18 protein-coding genes are annotated in these 18,304 nt (G+C 72.0%); 14 read left to right on the top strand and 4 right to left on the bottom strand.

What is annotated here, in order from left to right; genetic code table 11:
- The first annotated feature begins 58 nt into the window (after positions 1-58).
- Positions 59-1,447, top strand: coding sequence for a hypothetical protein (locus B0E54_RS03475; RefSeq protein WP_234581780.1), 1,389 nt, complete (start codon positions 59-61; stop codon positions 1,445-1,447).
- Positions 1,448-1,479: 32 nt separating this feature from the next.
- On the opposite strand, the gene B0E54_RS03470 is transcribed toward B0E54_RS03475, so the two are convergent.
- Both B0E54_RS03470 and B0E54_RS03465 read right to left on the bottom strand, forming a co-directional pair.
- Complete coding sequence (locus B0E54_RS03470; protein ID WP_234581779.1) at positions 1,480-2,094, bottom strand: HD domain-containing protein; 615 nt, start codon at positions 2,092-2,094, stop codon at positions 1,480-1,482.
- Entirely contained in the window at positions 2,091-2,663 is a 573-nt protein-coding gene (locus B0E54_RS03465) for a hypothetical protein (RefSeq protein ID WP_234581778.1), read from the bottom strand. Before B0E54_RS03465 ends, B0E54_RS03470 begins: the two co-directional genes overlap by 4 nt.
- A 332-nt stretch (positions 2,664-2,995) precedes the next feature.
- On the opposite strand from B0E54_RS03465, the gene B0E54_RS03460 reads away from it, so the two are divergent.
- From B0E54_RS03460 to B0E54_RS03450, 3 genes are all read left to right on the top strand, one after another.
- On the top strand, positions 2,996-3,706 hold the full coding sequence (locus B0E54_RS03460) for an alpha/beta fold hydrolase (RefSeq protein ID WP_234581777.1): 711 nt from the start codon (positions 2,996-2,998) through the stop codon (positions 3,704-3,706).
- A gap of 43 nt (positions 3,707-3,749) precedes the next feature.
- On the top strand, positions 3,750-4,208 hold the full coding sequence (locus B0E54_RS03455; protein ID WP_234581776.1) for a GNAT family N-acetyltransferase: 459 nt from the start codon (positions 3,750-3,752) through the stop codon (positions 4,206-4,208).
- A 72-nt stretch (positions 4,209-4,280) separates the two neighbouring features.
- Complete coding sequence (locus tag B0E54_RS03450; protein ID WP_234581775.1) at positions 4,281-4,877, top strand: VanZ family protein; 597 nt, start codon at positions 4,281-4,283, stop codon at positions 4,875-4,877.
- Positions 4,878-4,900: 23 nt separating this feature from the next.
- Here B0E54_RS03450 and B0E54_RS03445 read toward each other — a convergent pair whose 3' ends face one another.
- Entirely contained in the window at positions 4,901-5,752 is an 852-nt protein-coding gene (locus tag B0E54_RS03445) for a nucleotidyltransferase domain-containing protein (RefSeq protein WP_234581774.1), read from the bottom strand.
- A 48-nt stretch (positions 5,753-5,800) separates the two neighbouring features.
- Positions 5,801-7,150 carry a PLP-dependent aminotransferase family protein gene (locus B0E54_RS03440; protein WP_234581773.1) on the bottom strand — a complete coding sequence of 450 codons (1,350 nt, stop codon included), beginning with the start codon at positions 7,148-7,150 and terminating at the stop codon, positions 5,801-5,803.
- Positions 7,151-7,564: 414 nt separating this feature from the next.
- Here B0E54_RS03440 and B0E54_RS03435 point away from each other — a divergent pair, with 414 nt between their 5' ends.
- The 10 genes from B0E54_RS03435 to B0E54_RS03390 all read left to right on the top strand — a co-directional run bounded on the left by B0E54_RS03435 (position 7,565) and on the right by B0E54_RS03390 (position 18,288).
- Entirely contained in the window at positions 7,565-9,028 is a 1,464-nt protein-coding gene (locus B0E54_RS03435) for an anthranilate synthase component I family protein (protein WP_234581772.1), read from the top strand.
- Positions 9,025-9,618, top strand: coding sequence for an aminodeoxychorismate/anthranilate synthase component II (locus B0E54_RS03430; protein ID WP_234581771.1), 594 nt, complete (start codon positions 9,025-9,027; stop codon positions 9,616-9,618). The genes B0E54_RS03435 and B0E54_RS03430 overlap by 4 nt, the downstream gene beginning before the upstream one ends.
- Entirely contained in the window at positions 9,615-10,325 is a 711-nt protein-coding gene (locus B0E54_RS03425) for an SDR family NAD(P)-dependent oxidoreductase (RefSeq protein WP_234581770.1), read from the top strand. The genes B0E54_RS03430 and B0E54_RS03425 overlap by 4 nt, the downstream gene beginning before the upstream one ends.
- A gap of 64 nt (positions 10,326-10,389) precedes the next feature.
- Positions 10,390-11,814 carry a phenylacetate--CoA ligase family protein gene (locus tag B0E54_RS03420; protein ID WP_234581769.1) on the top strand — a complete coding sequence of 475 codons (1,425 nt, stop codon included), beginning with the start codon at positions 10,390-10,392 and terminating at the stop codon, positions 11,812-11,814.
- Positions 11,798-12,448, top strand: a complete 651-nt coding sequence (locus B0E54_RS03415; RefSeq protein WP_234581768.1) for a prephenate dehydratase — start codon at positions 11,798-11,800, stop codon at positions 12,446-12,448. The genes B0E54_RS03420 and B0E54_RS03415 overlap by 17 nt, the downstream gene beginning before the upstream one ends.
- Before the next feature lie 33 nt (positions 12,449-12,481).
- Complete coding sequence (locus B0E54_RS03410; protein ID WP_234581767.1) at positions 12,482-13,771, top strand: amidohydrolase family protein; 1,290 nt, start codon at positions 12,482-12,484, stop codon at positions 13,769-13,771.
- Complete coding sequence (locus tag B0E54_RS03405) at positions 13,771-15,060, top strand: MFS transporter (protein WP_234581766.1); 1,290 nt, start codon at positions 13,771-13,773, stop codon at positions 15,058-15,060. The genes B0E54_RS03410 and B0E54_RS03405 overlap by 1 nt, the downstream gene beginning before the upstream one ends.
- Complete coding sequence (locus B0E54_RS03400) at positions 15,057-15,845, top strand: B3/4 domain-containing protein (protein ID WP_234581765.1); 789 nt, start codon at positions 15,057-15,059, stop codon at positions 15,843-15,845. Before B0E54_RS03405 ends, B0E54_RS03400 begins: the two co-directional genes overlap by 4 nt.
- On the top strand, positions 15,842-17,077 hold the full coding sequence (locus B0E54_RS03395; protein WP_234581764.1) for an ATP-grasp domain-containing protein: 1,236 nt from the start codon (positions 15,842-15,844) through the stop codon (positions 17,075-17,077). Before B0E54_RS03400 ends, B0E54_RS03395 begins: the two co-directional genes overlap by 4 nt.
- The gene (locus tag B0E54_RS03390) at positions 17,068-18,288 is read left to right on the top strand and encodes an MFS transporter (RefSeq protein ID WP_234581763.1); all 1,221 of its coding nucleotides are present in this window, start codon (positions 17,068-17,070) and stop codon (positions 18,286-18,288) included. Before B0E54_RS03395 ends, B0E54_RS03390 begins: the two co-directional genes overlap by 10 nt.
- Positions 18,289-18,304 lie beyond the last annotated feature (16 nt).

Here is an 18,304-nt window from a genome sequence, read left to right as displayed (position 1 = left end):
AGGGAGCGCGCCGCGATGCGGTCCGAGGCTGGCGAGCAAACCTGGTTGGCTGCGTCCGATGGCTGATGAGCGTCGGTTCCGGTCGCTGCAGGACGCGGCCCGATTCATGGAATCCGAGATCGACCGACCAGTGGCGGTGCGGGAAACCGACCTCGGCAGCGGCCTCATGTTGCGCACCAGCCCGTTGAGCTTCGCTGACGGTGGCTTTGCCAACGTCTACGACCTGAGTTGGACACCGAGTGCTACGACGGCAGCGGTGCGTTTCACGCCTCGCCCCACCACCGCCGTCGACGCGGCGCGGCACGCCCCGGCAACCTCCACCGCAGCCTTCTTCACCCTGCTCGACGAGGCGTCCGGCCTGCCCGTACAAACAAGCCTGAACCTCGCCGTCGAGCAGGGTCGAATCCTCAGCATGCCGGTGGTCGATCGCGAGGCCCTCATTTCTCGGGCTGGGGTGCTGTCAACGTGCAATCTCGCCGCCGCCGGCACGGTCATGATCAATGGGGCCGAGCTGACGTGGACCGGCAGCCTCACCGGGCGACAGGCCGAGTGCTATGCCTTCGGCAACGGCAACATGGTGATCACGCGCCGAAACGACCCGACGAAGGGCAGCGTGCGAGTCTTGGATGAGGCGTCACGCGTAACGCCCGCCCTGGGCCGTGCCGCCGACTGGGTCGATGTCGGATTCATCTCGACCGGTGGACGCGGATTTCGGTCCACGGGCGTGGCCGCGTCCGGCGCCTTGGACATCTTCGCCTACGACCTCGTGATGAGGTGTCCGACTCGGCACATCGACCTCCGCGGTGACAACCTGCTGGAAGTTCGCAGCATCGGCGAGCTGCGCGCCGAGACGTTCCCCGACTCCGCCGCAACCGTGGGGCCATCATTGGACGTCGCCGACTTCGCAGCGCATCCCATCAACACGGACCGATCGCTCGATGTCGTACCGCCGTTCGCGCCCAGCCGGAGGGCCCGGATGGCGGTCTTCGAGGACCGCGTGGGCCGAACCCACCTACGGCTGTTCGACGGCCGTCCGGGCTCCCCTGTCTTCCAGGGCGCTACCCCGCAGGAAGCACGAGACTCCATCGCGGCTGACCCGGGCTTCCGCTGGGGCTGCTTCATCGACGGGGGCCAAACGGCCAAGATGTGGGCAGCCGTGGACGGGGAGCTCACCAGTTTTGGCAACCGGCACTACCTTCGCTGGCCGAAGGCCGCCGAGAGCTACTTCGTCTGGGTGCCCGACAGCGGCCGGCCCATCTCCAGCATCATCACCTTTCAGCCCCGCAGCGAGACGCAGCGGACCAACACGCCGGCAAGATTGGCTGCCCTCGCATTTCCGCCCCAGCGATCCACGCCACAGGCCACATCAGGGCGGGGCGGTGACATCCGATCGTCCAGGCCGGGGCACACCCAAGGTCCGGACCCTAACCTCGGCAGGCGCCGGTAGAGACCCGACATCAGCAGCCCTTGGCCGATGACTCAGATCAGCGGCTGCTGATAGCTACGGGACAGTGACAGCAGGTCCGGCTCACCGAACTTCTTCACCAATGCCGCGAACCGGGCCACCTTGTCCTCACCGAACCGCCGCAGACCAGCAACGTAGGAGGAGCTGGTCACGAACGTGGGCGGCGTCGTCTTGCTGTGAAACTTGTCGGCGTACGTCACCAGCTGCTCTTCCGCCGTATCGGCCATGTAGTCACCCACCGGTAGCGGCAGGCGCTGCTGCAGCACGTCGTCACGGGTGAGCCCGACGCCGGTGTGGTGAGAGCAGAACCTGCCGATCAGTTCGGGAAGTCCGGCATCGCGCAGGAGCGCATGCCCCAGCACCCCATGACGGATGTAGTTCTCGTGATCGAGCTGCCCCGTCGCATCGTAGAGGCGGTAGACACCGATGTCGTGCAGCAGACTTCCCGCCCGCACCAGATCGACATTCAGGGGCGAGGGGTGCCTTTCGAGGAGTTGCTCAGCCACGGCGCAAATGATCTGGCAGTGCGTGTAGACCAGATCGAAGGCTTCCTCGTTCGGCGCGTACCGCTCGTGCAGTGCCCGGATCTGCTGGTCTGTCGGCACCACCAGTGCGTGATCGACCGTCACGCGCCCACACCTGCAGCACAGGGGCGCCACCAGTAGCCAGCAGCGCCGTTCGAGCCAAGATTGCGGTAGGGGCCGCCCTGATCATCCGAGCTCGCCTCCATCCGCGTGAGGTCAAGCCATCGCGCCTGGTGAAGCGTCCGCAGAAGAGAGCCGGAGGTGTGCGGATCGATCCACCAGACTTGACCAGGCCCGGCCACGCGTGGCTGGTCTCGGTCCCCGAGCGGCCGGTAGAACGAGGTCACCAACACCAGGGGTACGACGCCGTCCCACACCTCGACGCGCGGCGCCGGCGCGTCCTGCCGCGCCAGCAGAACTTGCCGCTGCTCGTCCGTGCTCTGGTCGAAGAGCTCACCGGCATTGAGCAGCGTCTGCACCATAGTCCGGGCCCGGAGCGCCAGCGCGAGTCGCGCCTGCATCCGCGCGGGTCCAGGCGTGATGTCCCGGTATCCCTCAACGATCAGGCCAAGGGCTTCCTCCGCGTTGGAGGCGCATATCCTCCACCCGTCGTACAGCACCTCGACCGGATACGAGGGATCGCCCGGCATCGAACTAACAACCCGTACGGCCACACGCTCTCCTGACAGCCATTGTTGACAGCACTGGCCGGCGTCCCACTCTAGCGATAGTCCGCAGCGCTGGCGGCCCCCGCGGGCCCGAGCCAGGACGGACCACCGTTCGCCTACGTTGCGCGCCACAGTCGCGGCGTTCGCAGGTCGGTCACGGGCAACAGGTAAGGAGCCCTCCCCACCGGGCACAAGCCGATTACGGCGCCGGAGCAGCCGGTCGGCACAGCATGGGAGCCTGCGCTCAGATGGCACGTTTCGCGGTCGCCGAACGGGTAATCAGGCGTGCCGGCGCGGCCGGCGGATGACCACTGTCACGGAGCAAGGGAGCGCGTGTCATGCCCGATCCGGAGCCCACCATCGTCCTCGTGCACGGCGCGTTCGCCGAGTCGGCGAGCTGGAACGGTGTGATCGAGCGGCTGGGCGCCGCGTACAACGTGGTGGCCGCCGCGAACCCGCTGCGCAGCGTCGCGGGCGACGCCGCGTACGTGCGGGACGTGGCACACGGGATCGGCGGCCCGGTAGTCCTCGTCGGCCACTCGTACGGCGGCATGGTGATCACGCAGGCCGCGGCGGGCGACACCTCGGTCCGGGCCCTCGTGTACGTCAACGCCTTCGCCCCGGACACCGGCGAATCGGCGCTGGCGCTGTCCGGGAAGTTCCCCGGCAGCACGCTCGCCGACACCCTGGTGCAGTACCCGCTGTCGACCGGCGGCAACGAGGTGGCGATCGGCCAGGACGCCTATCACGCGCAGTTCGCCGCGGACTCGTCGGACGACGTCGCCGCGCTGATGGCCCGTACCCAGCGGCCGATCACCGAGCAGGCTCTGAGCGACGGACTTACCGGCGAGCCCGCCTGGCGGTCCCTGCCCAGCTGGTTCGTGTTCGGCGACGCCGACATGAACATCCCGGCCGCAGTGCACCGGTTCATGGCCGAGCGGGCCGCCCCGCGCGGCCAGCGCGAGATCGTCGGTGGCTCGCACGCGATGGCGGTGGCCCGGCCGAGTGAGGTCGCCGAGTCGATCATCGAGGCGGTCCGGGCCACCTGAGGGGCCGGTACGACGCGACGGGTCACGTCGTAGCCTGGCGATCATGGGGGACTGGGCGATGCGGCAGGCGTCGGCGGCGGACGTCGAGGCCGTGGCCGAGCTGCGGTCCGTGGTGCTGCGGGCGGATCTGGAACGGCTCGGGCGCTACGACGAGCAACGGGTGCGGCAACGCCTGCGGGACGGCTTCGCGCCCGCGCACACCTGGGTGATCGAGGTGGGCGGCGCCTTCGCCGGTTGCGTGTCGCTGCGCCCGGCCGACGACGTGCGCTGGCTGGAGCACTTCTACCTGGCTCCCCACGTGCAGGGCGGCGGCATCGGCGCGGCAGTGCTGCGCGGACTGCTCGAACGGTGTGACCGTGACGGCGTCCGGGTCCGGTTGAACGTGCTGCGGGGCAGCCCGGCCCGGCGGCTGTACGAGCGGCACGGATTCACCGTCGAGACCGAGGACCCGGTGGACGTGTTCATGGTGCGCGAGCCGACCCCGGCCGGGCGTGCCGACTGAACAACCGGTCGTCTCCCGGTAGGCCGCGGACGTCTGGCGGCGTCACGGTGGCCAGGCGGCTATGGTGCCCGGATGGTGATCGAGGGGTGGCACGGCTGGGTCGGCTCGTTCACCGGCGTGGTGCTCCTCACGGTGGCCGCACTGCCGTTGGCCGCGCTGGCGGTGTGGGCACTGGCCCGCCGTCGCCGTGCGAACGGCGCCCCGCGGGCGTGGCGAACGTCGTTGGCCGAGGTCGGCATCGTGTACGGGACGCTGCCGTGGGTCTGGATGATCATGTTGCCGGGCTCCCGGGCGGGTGCTGTTCCCGGGCGGCTGAGCCTGGTGCCGCTCCGTGACCTGTTCACCATCTTCTCCGACGGAGGGCTGCTGACGCTGACGGGTCAGGTCGTCGGCAACCTGCTGGTGTTCGCGGCGTTGGGATTCTTCGCGCCGCTGCGGTTCGCGGCACTGGCGTCCGTACCACGGATCCTGGTGCTCGCTGCGTGCTGCTCGGTCCTGGTCGAGGCCGCGCAGTACGTCCTGCGGTTGGACCGGGTGACGTCAGTGGACGACGTCCTGCTCAACGCCGCCGGCGCTGGGCTGGCCGCGCTGGCGTCGCGCCGTTGGTGGCGCGGCAGGGCCGACACGGTGTCGGATCGGCCGCGATCGGTCACGGCATCGCCACGCTGACCCCGCGGTACCGGGCACCGGCCTCAGGAATCGGCGGCGGTTGAACCAGGCGCCGGCGCCGCATGGTGGCCGGGGCGGTCTGTCTTCTCGCCGTGCACGGCCGCGTACTCGGTCGCGAGCCACGGCCCGAGGTCGTCGATGAGCTCGTGCAGGACGGCAGGGTCCGGCGACGGTGCGCGACCCACGACGGCAGCCCTGCGCATCTGGCCGGCACGTTGGGGATAGTAGGACCCGAACGCGGCGGCGGACTCCGTGAGGTCACTGGTCCAGCCGCCCCAGCGAGGCATGACCAGCGTGAATCCGGTCCGGACGACGCGACGGGCGACGAGCCGGCTCAGGACCTTGCGTTGGTTGTCGGTCTCCGCCTCGGCGGCCTGGCGGCGCCAGGGCGCCAGCGCGAGTGACAGGTCGCCGTTGGTCTCGCGGGCGAGCAACGGGGTGGGCCGGTAACGGGGGAGTTGGTCGGCGAGGTCGTCGCCCAGCAGGGGAGTGCACAGACAGGCGACGAAGAAGCCGAGGTCGTGGCGTTCCAGCTCGCTGAGCAGGGTGCGTGTGCTGAACAGCAGGATGCCCGCGCCGTCGATCTGGGCGAAGGACCCGTCGAGGGCCTGCTCGATCCGCTCCGCATGCCGCCGGTCCGCGTCGGTCGGCTCCGCGTGCAGCGCGAGCAGCAGGTCGAGATCGGAGATCCCGGGTCTGGCGGTGCCGCGCGGGATGCTGCCGTAGAGGTAGGCGCTGTGCAGTCGACCGTCGCCGAAGGAGTCGACGATCCGCGCGCGTGCCGCAGCGACGACGTCGACGAACGCCGCCGGGACCTGCCCCAGCGAGCCCTCGCGCGCGATGGTTCCGTCGATGTCCAGGCCCCGTGCGGTCACTGGAGCACTCTGCCGGAGCCGGCCGCCTGAACCAAGCGCATTACCGCTTCACGAACCGCTGCCGCCGGTCGTCTCCCGGTACGCCGCGGCGATCCCGGCCAGGCCGCGGCCCAGCTCGGGGCCGCGTACCCCGGCGTAGCCGAGGACCAGCGCCGGCGGCCGGTCGTCCGTGCGCAGGGCGTAGAAGCGGCCGCCGCGCACCAGCACCGACCGACGGCGGGCCGCTTGCACCAACGCCTCCTCGGCGCACCGCGCCGGCAGCACCAGGTACGCCTGGAGCCCGCCGTTCGGACCGAGGACGGCGACGTCGGGCAGGTGGCGGGAGACGAACTGCTGGACCGTCTGACGGCGTTTCCGCACGTCGGCGCCGAGTCGGCGCAGATGCCTGTCGAACGCGCCGGTGTCGATCAGCCGGGCGAGGGCGAGTTGCTCCAGGCCGGAGCAGCCGATGTCCCAGCCGGCGCGGATCCGCTCGACGCGTGTGGTCAGGTCGGGCGGGGTGGCCAGCCAGCCGAGGCGCAGTGCCGGGGCGAGGACCTTGCTGGCGCTGCCGGCGTAGATCACCCGGTCCGGCGCCAGGCTCTGCAGCGCCGGCATCCGCTGCGCCGGGGCGACCAGGGCGGCGTCGAAGTCGTCCTCGATGAGGTAGCCGTCCACCTCCTGCGCCCAGGCGACCAGGTGCGCCCGGCGTTGCGCGCTGAGCGTGGCCCCGGTCGGGAACTGGCTGGCCGGGGTGACGAGCGCGGCGCGGACCCCGCTCGCGGCCAGCGCGTCGACCCGGATGCCGTCGCCGTCCACCGGGATGCCCACCGGACGCAGTCCGGCCTCGGCGATGAACTCCCACTCGCCCGGGTGCCCGGGATCCTCCACCCCGATGGTGTCGTGGCCCCGGTCGCGCAGCTCGCGGCAGAGCAGCGCGAGGCCCTGCGCGAAGCCTGAGGTGATCATGAGGTGTTCGGGTCGGGTGCGGACGCCGCGTACCCGGCCCAGGTAGCCGGCGAGGGTGTGCCGGACGACGGGCAGGCCGGACGGTGGGGCGTACCCCAGCTCGCGGCGGCCGGCCGAGGTGACCACCGCGCTGACCGCCCGGATCCAGTCCTGGCGGGGGAAGGTGGAGTCGTGCAGCCCGCCGGTGCGCAGGTCGTGGACCGCAGCCGCGGGCGCGCGGTCGTCCGGGGTGAGCGCCGAGCCGACGTCGGCACGTGCGGCCGCCACGGACGTGCCCGAGCCGTGCTGGGAGACGAGGTACCCCTCGGCGCAGAGCTGTTCGTACGCCTCGACGACCACACTGCGGGACACCCCGAGATCGGCGGCGAGTTGCCGGCTCGACGGCACGCGCGTGCCGGGGCGCAGTGTGCCCTCCTCGATCTGCGTACGAAATGCGTTACGGAGCTGCACCGCCAGCGTTTCACGTGATTGGGCGTCTATTGACAGGCTTAGATTCAGTGACAAGTGGTCCGCTCCGAGATCGCCGAAGTGGTATGGACAGCGTGATCCGTGCCTGTGGAAAGTGTTGGCCGGGCGCGCAACCGCTCACTGACCGGCGAATCAGGGCGTACGTTCCGAGAATGTCCAATGCGGACGCTTTCGTCGCCGGTGTCGGAGTGGTCGTGCGAGTCCTTTCGTCTGGGGGGAAGGGTCCGACCTGCCGTGTCATCGGCGGGGTCAGCGCCAACGGTGGCGCGGAAATCGGGCTGTTCAGAGGGGGTTCCGCAAGTGTCCCTATTGTCAACCGAACTCGCCACGGGGCCGATCCCGTCGCATTCGATGGCGACGGCGCATACACCATTGACCAACTCAATTTCCGTAGAGGTGACATCTGTCACACTGCCGTCGATCGATCCATTGTCGCTCTATACGGCACTCGCGGAAAGTTGCGCTGACAACGATCTGTATCTCTTCGAAAGCCTGGACGGTCCGGCGCAGGACCGGTGTGCGGCGGCCGTCGGCTGGGGCCTTCTCGCCGAGGTGCGGTTCATCGCCGACCGGCTGGAGGTGACCGCCGAGGGTGCGCTCGGCGACGCCCTGGCCGCCGTGCTGACCGCCGTGCTGGGCGAGCCGGTCCGGCGCCGCGACGCCCAGCGGGTCTGGCCGGTCGCCGGGCCGAGCGAGGTGTGGGCCGCCGTCCGGGCCGTGCAGCGGGCGTTCGCGGTCCGCACCACAGTCCCCGCCGACAGCTTCGCCTTCGGTTTCCTCACCACCCTGGCGTACGAGGCCGCGCGGGACATGGACGAGCTCTCCGTCGACCGGGTCGTCGACGACATCCCACGCTGCACACTCGCGCTGTTCCGGCACACCGTCTGGTGGGACCTGCGCGCCGGCACGGTGCGCCAGCTCTCCGCCTCCGGCCCGCACCTGCCGCGGGACGACGCCGCCGCCCAGCTGCCGGACCTTCCCGGGCCGGCCGGCGACCACCTGGACGTGCCGGCCGCCCCGCCGCCGAGCCTGGTGCGGGACACCGTCGACGAGGAGACGTTCGCCGCCCGGGTGAAGCAGTGCCTGCGCCACATCGAGGTGGGGGACAGCTACCAGATCCAGATCGGCCACCGCATCGACGTGGAGACCACGCTCACACCGCTGGAGGTCTACCGACGGCTGCGCCACCGCAACCCGTCGCCATACATGTACCTGACCCCGTGGGCCGGCCAGACCGTCATCGGGGCGAGCCCGGAGCTGTTCCTGCGCATCGAACAGGGCCGGCTGTCGATGCGGCCGATCGCCGGCACCGCGGCCCGGGCCGCCGACCCGGACACCGACCGCCGACGGGTGGCCGAGCTGGCGGCCAGCGAGAAGGAACGGGCCGAGCACGTCATGCTTGTCGACCTGTGCCGCAACGACATCGGCCGGGTCTGCGTGCCCGGCACGCTCAGCGTCGACGCCATGTTCGACGTCGAGCCGTTCGCGTACGTGCACCACCTGGTCTCCACCGTCTCCGGCCAGCTCGCCGACGACGCCGACGTGTGGGCGGCGATCTGCGCCACCTTCCCGGCCGGCACCATGACCGGTGCGCCGAAGCTGAGGGCGATGGAGATCATCGACGGCCTGGAGGACGAGCCCCGGGGCGTCTACGCGGGCGCCGTCGGCCTGGTGGACGTCCGCGGGTACGCCGTGCTCGCGCTCTGCATCCGCACCGCCGTGCACGACGGCCGGCGCTACCGCACCCAGGCGTCCGCAGGAGTGGTGGCCGACTCCACACCCGGCGACGAGTGGCGGGAGACGCTGGCCAAGATGAACGCCACCTTCTGGGCCCTGACCGGTGCGGAGCTGCTGTCGTGAAGGTCCTGCTCGTCGACGCGTACGACAGTTTCACCCACATCATCGACCAGTACCTGCGGACGCTCGGCGCGCGGACCGTCGTGGTCCGCTCCCGGACGCGGACCAGCGACCAGCTCGCGGCCCTGCGACCGGACGCGGTGGTGCTCGGCCCCGGGCCGGGTCATCCCGCCGAGTCCGGGCACGTGGAGCTGGTGCACGCCTTCGCCGGCCAGGTCCCGTTGCTCGGCGTCTGCCTCGGACATCAGGCGATCGGCCTCGCGTACGGGGGGACCGTCGCGGTCGCCCGGCACCTGATGCACGGCAAGACCAGCGTCGTCACGCACGACGGTCGAGGGGTCTTCGAGGGCGCACCCGCCCCGCTCACCGTGACCCGCTACCACTCGCTCATCGTCGCGGACCCGGCGCCACTGGCCCTGCACGTCACCGCGCGGTCGTCCGACGACGGCTACGTGATGGGGGTACGACACCGGGCCCTGGCGGTCGAGGGGGTGCAGTTCCACCCGGAGAGCGTGCTCACCGAGGACGGGCTGCGCCTGTTCGACAACTTCCTGCGCAGCGCGTCGCCGGCGCTGACGGCGGGATCGTCATGACCGACCGGTCGGCGCCCCTCGCCGTGGTCACCGGGGCGGCCGGCGGCATCGGCCGGGCCGTGACGGCGGCCCTGACCGGATCCGGGCACCGCGTGCTCGGCGTCGACGTCGACCCGGGCGGCGACCCGGCGGCGTACGCCTCGCTGGTCGCCGACGTGGCAGTGCCCGAACAGGTCGAGCGGCTCTTCGCGGACATCCGCGAGCGGTACGGCCTGCCCGAGGTGCTGGTGAACAACGCCGGGGTCTACCACGCCCGCGACTTTCTCGACTACGACCCGAAGACGTACGCGCAGGTGTTCGACGTCAACGTGGGCGCCGCGTTCTTCTGCACGCAGGCGTTCGCCCGCGCCCTGATCAGCGCCGGCCGGCCGGGCACGGTGGTCAACGTCGCCTCGATCAGCGGGCAGTCCGGCAGCCCGGACGCCGCGTACGGGGCGTCGAAGGGCGCCTGCATCACGCTCACCCACAGCCTCGGCCGGTCGCTCGCCGAGCACCGCATCCGGGTCAACGCGGTGGCTCCCGGCCTGGTCGAGACCCCGATGGCCGCCCGGATTCCGGCGCAGCGCCGGGACGACTACCGGGCCCGGATCCCCGTCGGTCGGTTCGGCACACCGGCCGAGATCGCCGCGGCCGTCGCCTGGCTCGCCGACCCGGCCAGCAGCTACGTCACCGCCACTGTGGTGGACGTCAACGGCGGCCTGCACTGAGTCGCGTCACCGCCCGAGCGCCGATCGCACCGCAGCCGGCGCACCCCTGGAGAGGATCCCGACCATGTGGCTTCCGACCACTGGACCGGCGGCCGACTTCGCCGTCGACTACCTGGCCCTGCACAAGGCCTTCTACGACCGCACCCTCGACCCGGCCGACCTGGACGCGTGGCGGGAACGCCAACTGCGCACGGTCCTGGACCAGGTGACGACCGGGTCGCCGTTCTACGCCCGGCACCTGGCCGACGTGGACCTCGCCACGATCACCCCGGCGACCCTCGACCGGCTGCCCTTCACGACGAAGACGCACCTGCGCGAGGAGATGCTCGACGTGCTCAGCCGACCGCTGGCCGACGGGGTCTTCTTCTACGAGACGACAGGCACGACGGGCCGCGCGACACCGTGCCCCCGCGACGGTCGGGAGGTGGTGGCCAGCAACGCCCACGTCACCGAGTCCTGGGCGTCGATCTTCCGCCACCACTTCGGCGACCACCCGCCGCGGATCGGGCTGATGGGCCCGACCGAGGTGCACTCCTTCGGCGACACCCTCGGTGACATCGCCCGCAACGTCGGCTCGCTCAACGCGAAGATCTGGCCGTACTCGCCGGTTATCGGGTTCGCCAAGGCGTTGCAGCTCATGAAGGACCTGGAGCTGGAGGTCGTCTGCTGCACGCCGGGTGTGGCAATGATGCTCGCCAAGGCGGCCGAGCACTACGGCTACCGGCTGCGCGAGGACTTCGCCGTCAAGCTGCTCTTCGTCACCGGCGAGATGTGCACCCCGGCGCTGGCCCGAAACCTGGAATCCGTCTGGGGCGCGGACGTCTACAACATCCTGTACGGCTCGCAGGAGGCGTTCGTCATCGCCACCGCCTGCCGCAACAAGCGGATGCACCTCTCCCAGACCAACTACCTCATCGAGGTGGTGGACCCGGAGACGGGCGCGTCGCACGGCCCGCGCGGCAGCGGTGAACTCACCGTCACCATGCTGATCGACGGGGTGAAGCCGCTGGTCCGCTACCGCACCGGCGACGCGGTGATCGTCGAGGCGTCCGACTGTGACTGCGAGATGGCCGGCGACCTCGTGCAGATCGTCGGGCGGACCCTGGACCGCATCGAGCTGGGCGGTCGACGCTTCACCGCCGGCCAGGTCGAGACGGCCGTGTTGAGCGGGGTCACCGGCTCCGGCGGCTACCAGGTGGTGATCGACCACGACCCGGCGGCCGGGGGCGACCGGCTGACCGTCCGCCTGGAACTGCTCAAGGAGCTCGTCGACGACCCCGCCGGGGTGGCCGACGGCGTTCGGGAGCGGGCCGCCGCCGCGCTCGGCGTACCCGTCGAGGTGGAGCTGACCGACGGGCTCGACCCGATCGTCAGCACCGGCGCCTTCGTGAGCTGGAAGGCCGCCCGGATCGTCGACCGGCGGGTCGAGACCGACCACGAGACCCAGGTGGCGCAGCGGATGGCGGGCAACCGTGGCTACACCACCTGAGACAGTCGCCGACGAGCGGGTGCCGGCGCTGCCCGGGCCGCTCGCCGAGGCGTACGGGCGGCGCTGGCGCAGCGTGGTGGACGGCTGGGCGAGCCGGCCCGGCACCACGCTGGCCACGCTCGGCCCGCCCGGGACGTCGAGCCACCTGACCGCGGTGTTCCTCGCCGAGCGGCACGGCCTGCGCGTCGAGCTGTCCGACACCTTCGACGCGGTGCTCGCGGCGCTGGTGGACCGGCGGGTCGACCAGGCCCTCGTGCCGAGCGCCTATCAGGGGCTCACCCGCTTTCACTGGCACCGGGACCTGCGGCTGGAGGCCTATTTCGCCCAGGCCACCCCGGAGTACGGCATCGCGGCCCAGCCGGACCGCGACCCGGACGCCTCCGGGGGTCAGCTCGCCGTGGCCGCCCTCTGGGAGGTCCGGCGGATCTTCACCGACCTCGCGCCACCGGCCCTGCGGGACCGGTCGGTGCGGTGGGTCGACGCCGACTCCACCCAGCACGCCGCCGAGATCCTCGCCGCCGGCGGCGCCGACCTCGCGGTGACCAACGCGCCCGGGGTCGAGCGCCACGGCCTGCGGTGGGTGGCCCGCCGCCCGGGCGCCGAGATCGTGTGGACCCTGTTCGGCCGCCGCTGAGACCAGACACCGAGAGAACCGGAGAGACGCCTCGTGTCCCGACGAATGCTGCTGCACCGCGCCACAGTCCAGGAGGGACTGGGGGTGCCCTCCCGGCCGCGCCACAGCGTGCTGCTCGACGGCGAGCGCATCGTGGCCGTGCTACCCGAGGCGCAGGCGCCCCTGCACGACCCGGGCGTCGACGTCCTGGACCTCGACGGCCGGACGGTCATGCCGGGCATGACGCTCGGCCACACCCACATCGCGTACCTGAACGTGCTCGACGGTCGGGAGATGCTGTTCAAGTACAGCATCCCGGAGGTGACCCTCGGGGCTGCCGCCAACGCGGCGGCGATGCTGCGCCTCGGCTACACCGCCTTCGTCGGCGCCGGCTCGGTGGCCGGCATCGACATGGCGCTGCGCCGGGCGATCGACGCCGGCCGGCTGCCCGGTCCGCGCATCACCCCGTGCAGCCGGGACCTGATGGTGTCCGGTCCGCCGGAGCGCCGCAACCCGGCGGTCAAGCAACGCATCCCGAGCGACCTCATGCGGCTGGCCGACACCCCGCAAGAGCTGATCGAGTACGTCGACACCGAGGTCAAACAGGGCGCGGAGATCATCAAGGTCTTCTCCACCGGCGACGACACGTTCCCCAACGGCCGCTCCCACGAGCTGCTGTTCACCGCCGAGGAGCTGGTGATCGCGGCGCGGGCGGCGCACGAGCGGGGGGTCCGCATCCGGGCCCACTCGCGCGGGCTGGGCGGCATCCGCAACGCCATCGCCGCCGGGGTCGACGTGATCGACCACGCCACCTACGCCGACGACGCGGCCCTGGAGGCGATCGCCGAGCGGGGCATCTTCGTGGTGCCGAGCCTGCACCAGCCGTACCGGCTGCTCACCGACGGCACCCGGCACGGCAAGACCCCGGAGTACCTGGAGACCCTCGAATTCCAGGCCGAGGTGGAGAACACCCTGCGCATCCTGCCGCTGATGGTGCAGATGGGGATCCCGATCGTGGCCGGCGACGACTTCGGCTTCGCCTGGACCCCGCACGGCCGGTACGCCGAGGAGCTGGAGACCTACGTGAGCATGGCCGGCATTCCCGCGCCGGTGGTGCTGACCTGGGCCACCGCCAACGGCGCGCGGCTGGCCGGTCGGGGCGACGAGGCGGGCACGGTGCAGCCGGGCCGACTGGCCGACCTGGTGATCACCGACGGCGACCCGGCCGAGGACATCACGGTGCTGGGCCGGCCGGAGGCGATCGAGCTGGTGCTGCTGGGCGGCCGGGTGGTCGCCGGGGACGCCACCCGCTACCGCGCCGGGCAGCCGGCGGGAGTCGCGTGATGCGGCGGTCCGTGCCTGTCGTCCCGCTGCTCGCCGTCGGGGCGTTCGCCATCGGCACCGACACCTTCGTCGTCGCCGGGGTGCTCCCCGAGGTGGCCCGCACGCTGCGGGTGAGCGTCGCCTCGGCCGGGTGGGTGAGCACGGTCTTCGCCCTCGCGTACGCCGTCGCCGCCCCGGTGCTCGGCGCGCTGGCCGGCCGGCTGGAACGGCGTACCGTGCTGGTGATCTCGCTCGTCGGGTTCACAGTGGGCAACGTCGCCTCGGCGCTCGTCCCCGACCTGCCGTTGCTGCTGCTGGCCCGGGTCCTCACGGCGGTCAGCGCCGCGCTCTACGTCCCCGCCGCCACCGCGTCGGCGGCCGCGCTGGCCCCGCCCGAGCGGCGCGGCCGGGCCATGGCCGTGGTCCTCGGCGGCCTCTCCGCGGCCACCGTGGTCGGGGTGCCGTTCGGCACCTGGCTCGCCGCCGACCTGCAGTGGCGGGCCACCTTCTGGCTGCTCGCCGCCCTCGGCGCCGCCTGCGCGGTGGCGGTGCTGGTCGGCCTGCCGAGGCTGGCGCTGCCGCCCGGCCCGTCGCTGGCGGCCCGGCTCGCCCCGGCCCGCGAGAGCCGCGTCGGGTTGGCGGTGCTCACCACCGCGCTCTTCATGACCGGCGGCTACCTGGCCCTGACGTACGTCGGGGCGCTGCTCGCGCCGGCCACCGACGGCGACGGGACGCTGCTCGCGGTGCTGCTGCTCGTCTTCGGTGTGCCGGCGGTCGCCGGGACGGTGCTCGGCGGGCGGGCCACCGACCGCTTCGGTGGCCTGCCGGTGCTGGTGGTCTCGATCACCGGGCTCGCCCTGGTGCTGGTCACGCTGCCGCTGACCCGGCAGGCGCTGCTTCCGGCCGCGCTGGCCATGGCGGCCTGGGGCGTCACCGCGATGGCCACGCAGCCGGCCCAGCAGCACCGGCTCTTCACGATCGCGCCGACCTCCGGGCCGCTGCTGCTGTCCCTCAACTCCTCGGCGACGTTCGTGGGCATCGCCCTCGGCGGCTTCCTCGGCAACCGGCTGTTGCACCACGGGGGCGGCGACGCCCTCGACCTGCTCGGGCCGGTCGGCGCCGCGCTCTGCGTCCTGGCGGTGGGCACCACGCTGCTCGGCGCGCGGGCCCGTGCCGGCCGTCGCGACGACCAGCCACCGACCGCCGGATTGGCCACACCGGATCACCCCGGATTGGCCACACCGAGTGGTCACAGCGCTGCGTACGGTCGGACCGACAATCGGACCCGAACCACACGAGGATCACGATGACCCAGCTCAGCGACGGTGCGGACACCCTCACCGTCCGCATCGACGACCGGGTGCTGACCGCAGTGCCGGACTACGTCCTCGGCGTGCTCGCCCTGCCGGCGGTCGAGGTCGCCCCGGCGCCTCCCCGCGTGTCGGCGCTGCTGACCGCCGCCGAGGACGCGCTGCACGCGGCCGACCTGGACAAGGCGGGGGTGGCCGAGTTGCCGGGCATCGCCGCGTGGCGGGAGGCGTACCGGACGGTGGGGGTGAACCCGAACCGGTTCCCCTGCGCCGCCGAGTCGATCGCCCGACGGGTCGCCAAGGGCGACCGACTGCCGCGGATCAACGCCCTGGTCGACCTCTGCAACGCCGTCTCGCTCGGCGCGGCGCTGCCGGTGGCCTCGTGCGCGGTCGACGGCATCACCGACCTCGTCGTCCGACCGGCCGACGGCACCGAGACCTTCCTGCCGCTCGGTGTGCCCGACGCACCGGAGCGACCCGAGCCGGGCGAGGTCGTCTACGCCGACACCGACGGGCGGGCCCACTCCCGGCGGTGGAACTGGCGGCAGGGACACCTGGTCCGCACCGACCTCGGCCGGCACCGGCTGCTGCTCACCGTCGAGTCGGCCCACCCCGGCGGCCGGGCGGAGGTGGTGGACGCGCTGGCCCGGCTGGCCGCCGCCCTCGACGAGGAGTCCGACGCCCCGCGACAGGAGGCGGTGCTCGACGCGGGGACGACAAGCGCCGTCCTGCGTACCGCCGGGCCGCTCAGCCCCGCCGGCAACCACCAGGGGGGCCGTCCGTGAACCGCGCGATCCTGGTGATCTACCGGCCGGCGGCCGGACGGTACGCGGCCCAGTTCCGCAGCGTTGTCGCCGCCGCCGCCGAGCTGGGCGTGACCACGGTGGCGCTGCTGCCGACCGGGCAGCCCGCCCCCGAAGCCGCCGGCCTGCCCTGCTACCACGCCGACCTCGACGACACCGCTGCCGTCCGCTCGGTGGTCGCGACGATCGTCGCCACGCATCAGGTGCGACGCATCTTCCCGCTCTTCGAGGGTGACGTGCTGACCGCCGCGTACTGCAGGCGCGACCACGGCATCGACGGTCTCGACCCGGAGGAGGCCCTGACCTTCCGGGACAAGAACGTGATGCACCGCCGGGCCACCGAGCTGGGCGTGCCGGTGGCCCGCTCGTGCCGCCCCGAGACGGTGGGGGCGGTCGCCGAGTTCGCCGCCGAGGTGGGCTGGCCGGTGGTGATCAAGCCGTACGCCGGCTGGGCCTGCGGCGACACCCACCGGGTGGACTCCACCGAGGACCTGGCCCGGGTGTGGCCGCTGGTCGCCGACGACCGGCACGACTACCGGGTGGAGGAGTACGTCCGGGGCGCCGAGTACCACGTCGACTCGCTGCTGCGCGACGGCGAGGTGGTCTTCGAGCAGCTCTCCCGCTACACGTACTCGGTCCTGGAGTTCCGCGACGAGCCCGGCGGCACGGTCTCCCGCAAGCACGGTCTGACCCCGGCGGAGCGGCGCATCCTGGACGCCAGCGCCACAGTGCTGCGCGGCTTCGGGATGCGCACCGGCGTGGCGCACGTGGAGTTCTTCCTCCGCGACGACGGCGAGGTCGTCTTCGGTGAGGCGGCCGCCCGGGCCGGTGGCGGCTCGATCGTCCCCGCCATCCAGGCCGGCCGGGGGATCAACCTGGCGGGGGAGTGGTGCCGCCTGGAACTGGACCCGGCGCACGTGCCGGCGGCCACCCTCGGCCCGGAGATCGGCACCGAATACCTGTGCTCCGACAGGTACGGCCGGATCACCGCGATCACCACTGCCGACGAGCTGCGGGCGCTGGACGCCGTGCGCGACGCGGACGTGTGGAAGACCGTCGGGGACGTGCTCGCCGTGCCGACCGCCTCCAACGACGTGCTCGGCTGGTACGTCTGCGAGGGGCGGGACTTCGACGACGTCCGCGCCCGGTTCAAGGTCATCCGGGACTCCTTCGAGGTGCGCACCGAGCCGGTGGGGGAGCCGTCATGTGGCTGACCCGGTTCCGGGCCCTGCCGCGCCCGCTGCGGATGCTGGTGTACGCCTCCTTCATCAACCGGGCCGGCATGTTCGTGTTCCCGCTGCTCGCGGTCTACCTCGTGCAGAGCCGGCACCTGAGCACCGGCGAGGCGGGCGTGCTGATCTCCGTCGGCAGCACCGGCCTGCTCGCCGGCAGCCTGCTCAGCGGCCCGGTCTGCGCCCGGGCCGGCCGACGCGCCGCGCTGGTGTCGAGTCTGCTGCTCAACGCGGCCGGTTACCTGGGCCTCGCGCTGGTCAACGGTCCCACCTGGACGTACGCGGTGCTGCTCTTCGTCGCGCTGGTCGGGATGGGCATGTTCTCGCCGGCGGCGAACACGCTGATCGCCGACCTGACCGAGCCCGGTGAGCGGCCCTTCGCGTACACGGTCAGCTACCTCGCCAACAACCTCGGCATGGGCGTCGGCCCGCTGCTCGGCGGGTTCGCGGCGGCCTTCTCCTACCAGCTGATGTTCGCCGGGAACATCCTGCTCGGGCTGCTCGCGGCGGTCACCATCTGGCTCTTCGTGCCGGCGGACACCCGGCGTGCCGCTACGTCGTCGTCGACCGCGACCACCGGCCGGGCCGGGCTGCTGCGCGACATCGACGTGGCGGTGCTGGTGCTCGTCTCGTTCTGCTACGTCGCGCCGCTGATCGGTCTGGAATACACGCTGCCCCTCGCGGTCACCACGGTGCTGCACTCGTCGGTGGCGCTGGTCGGGGCGGTCTACACCATCAACAGCGTCGTCGTGGTCAGCGCCAGCCTGCTGATCGAGAAGCGGATCAAGGCGTACTCGACACGGGTCCTGCTGATCGTGGCGGGGCTGCTCTGGTCCACCGGGATGGCCGTGCTGGTGTTCGCGTTCTCGCTGCCCGCCGTGCTGCTCTCCACAGTGGTCTGGACCCTCGGCGAGATCATCGCGTCGGTGGTGGTGCCCACCTACATCGCCGACCACGTGGCGGAGCACCGGGTCAGCGGCTTCATGGCCCTGAACGCCTTCGTGCTCAGCTCCGCCCGGCTGGTCGTGCCGATGGGTCTCGGCTTCATCTGGCAGACCCAGGGCCACCGTCCCGTTCTCCTGCTGCTCCTGCTGACCCCGGTGGTCGGCATGGTCGCGTTCGCAGCGCTGCGGATCCGACCGGCCGTCCGGCCTGCGCCGGCACTCGCCGAACCGGCCACCGCCAGTCCCTGACACCCCACCCGCATCG

The organism is Micromonospora sp. MH99 (genome assembly GCF_021442385.1).
GTDB lineage: Bacteria > Actinomycetota > Actinomycetes > Mycobacteriales > Micromonosporaceae > Micromonospora.
The sequence above is the reverse complement of the archived record's forward strand: the minus strand, read 5'-3'. Positions and strand labels throughout refer to the sequence as shown.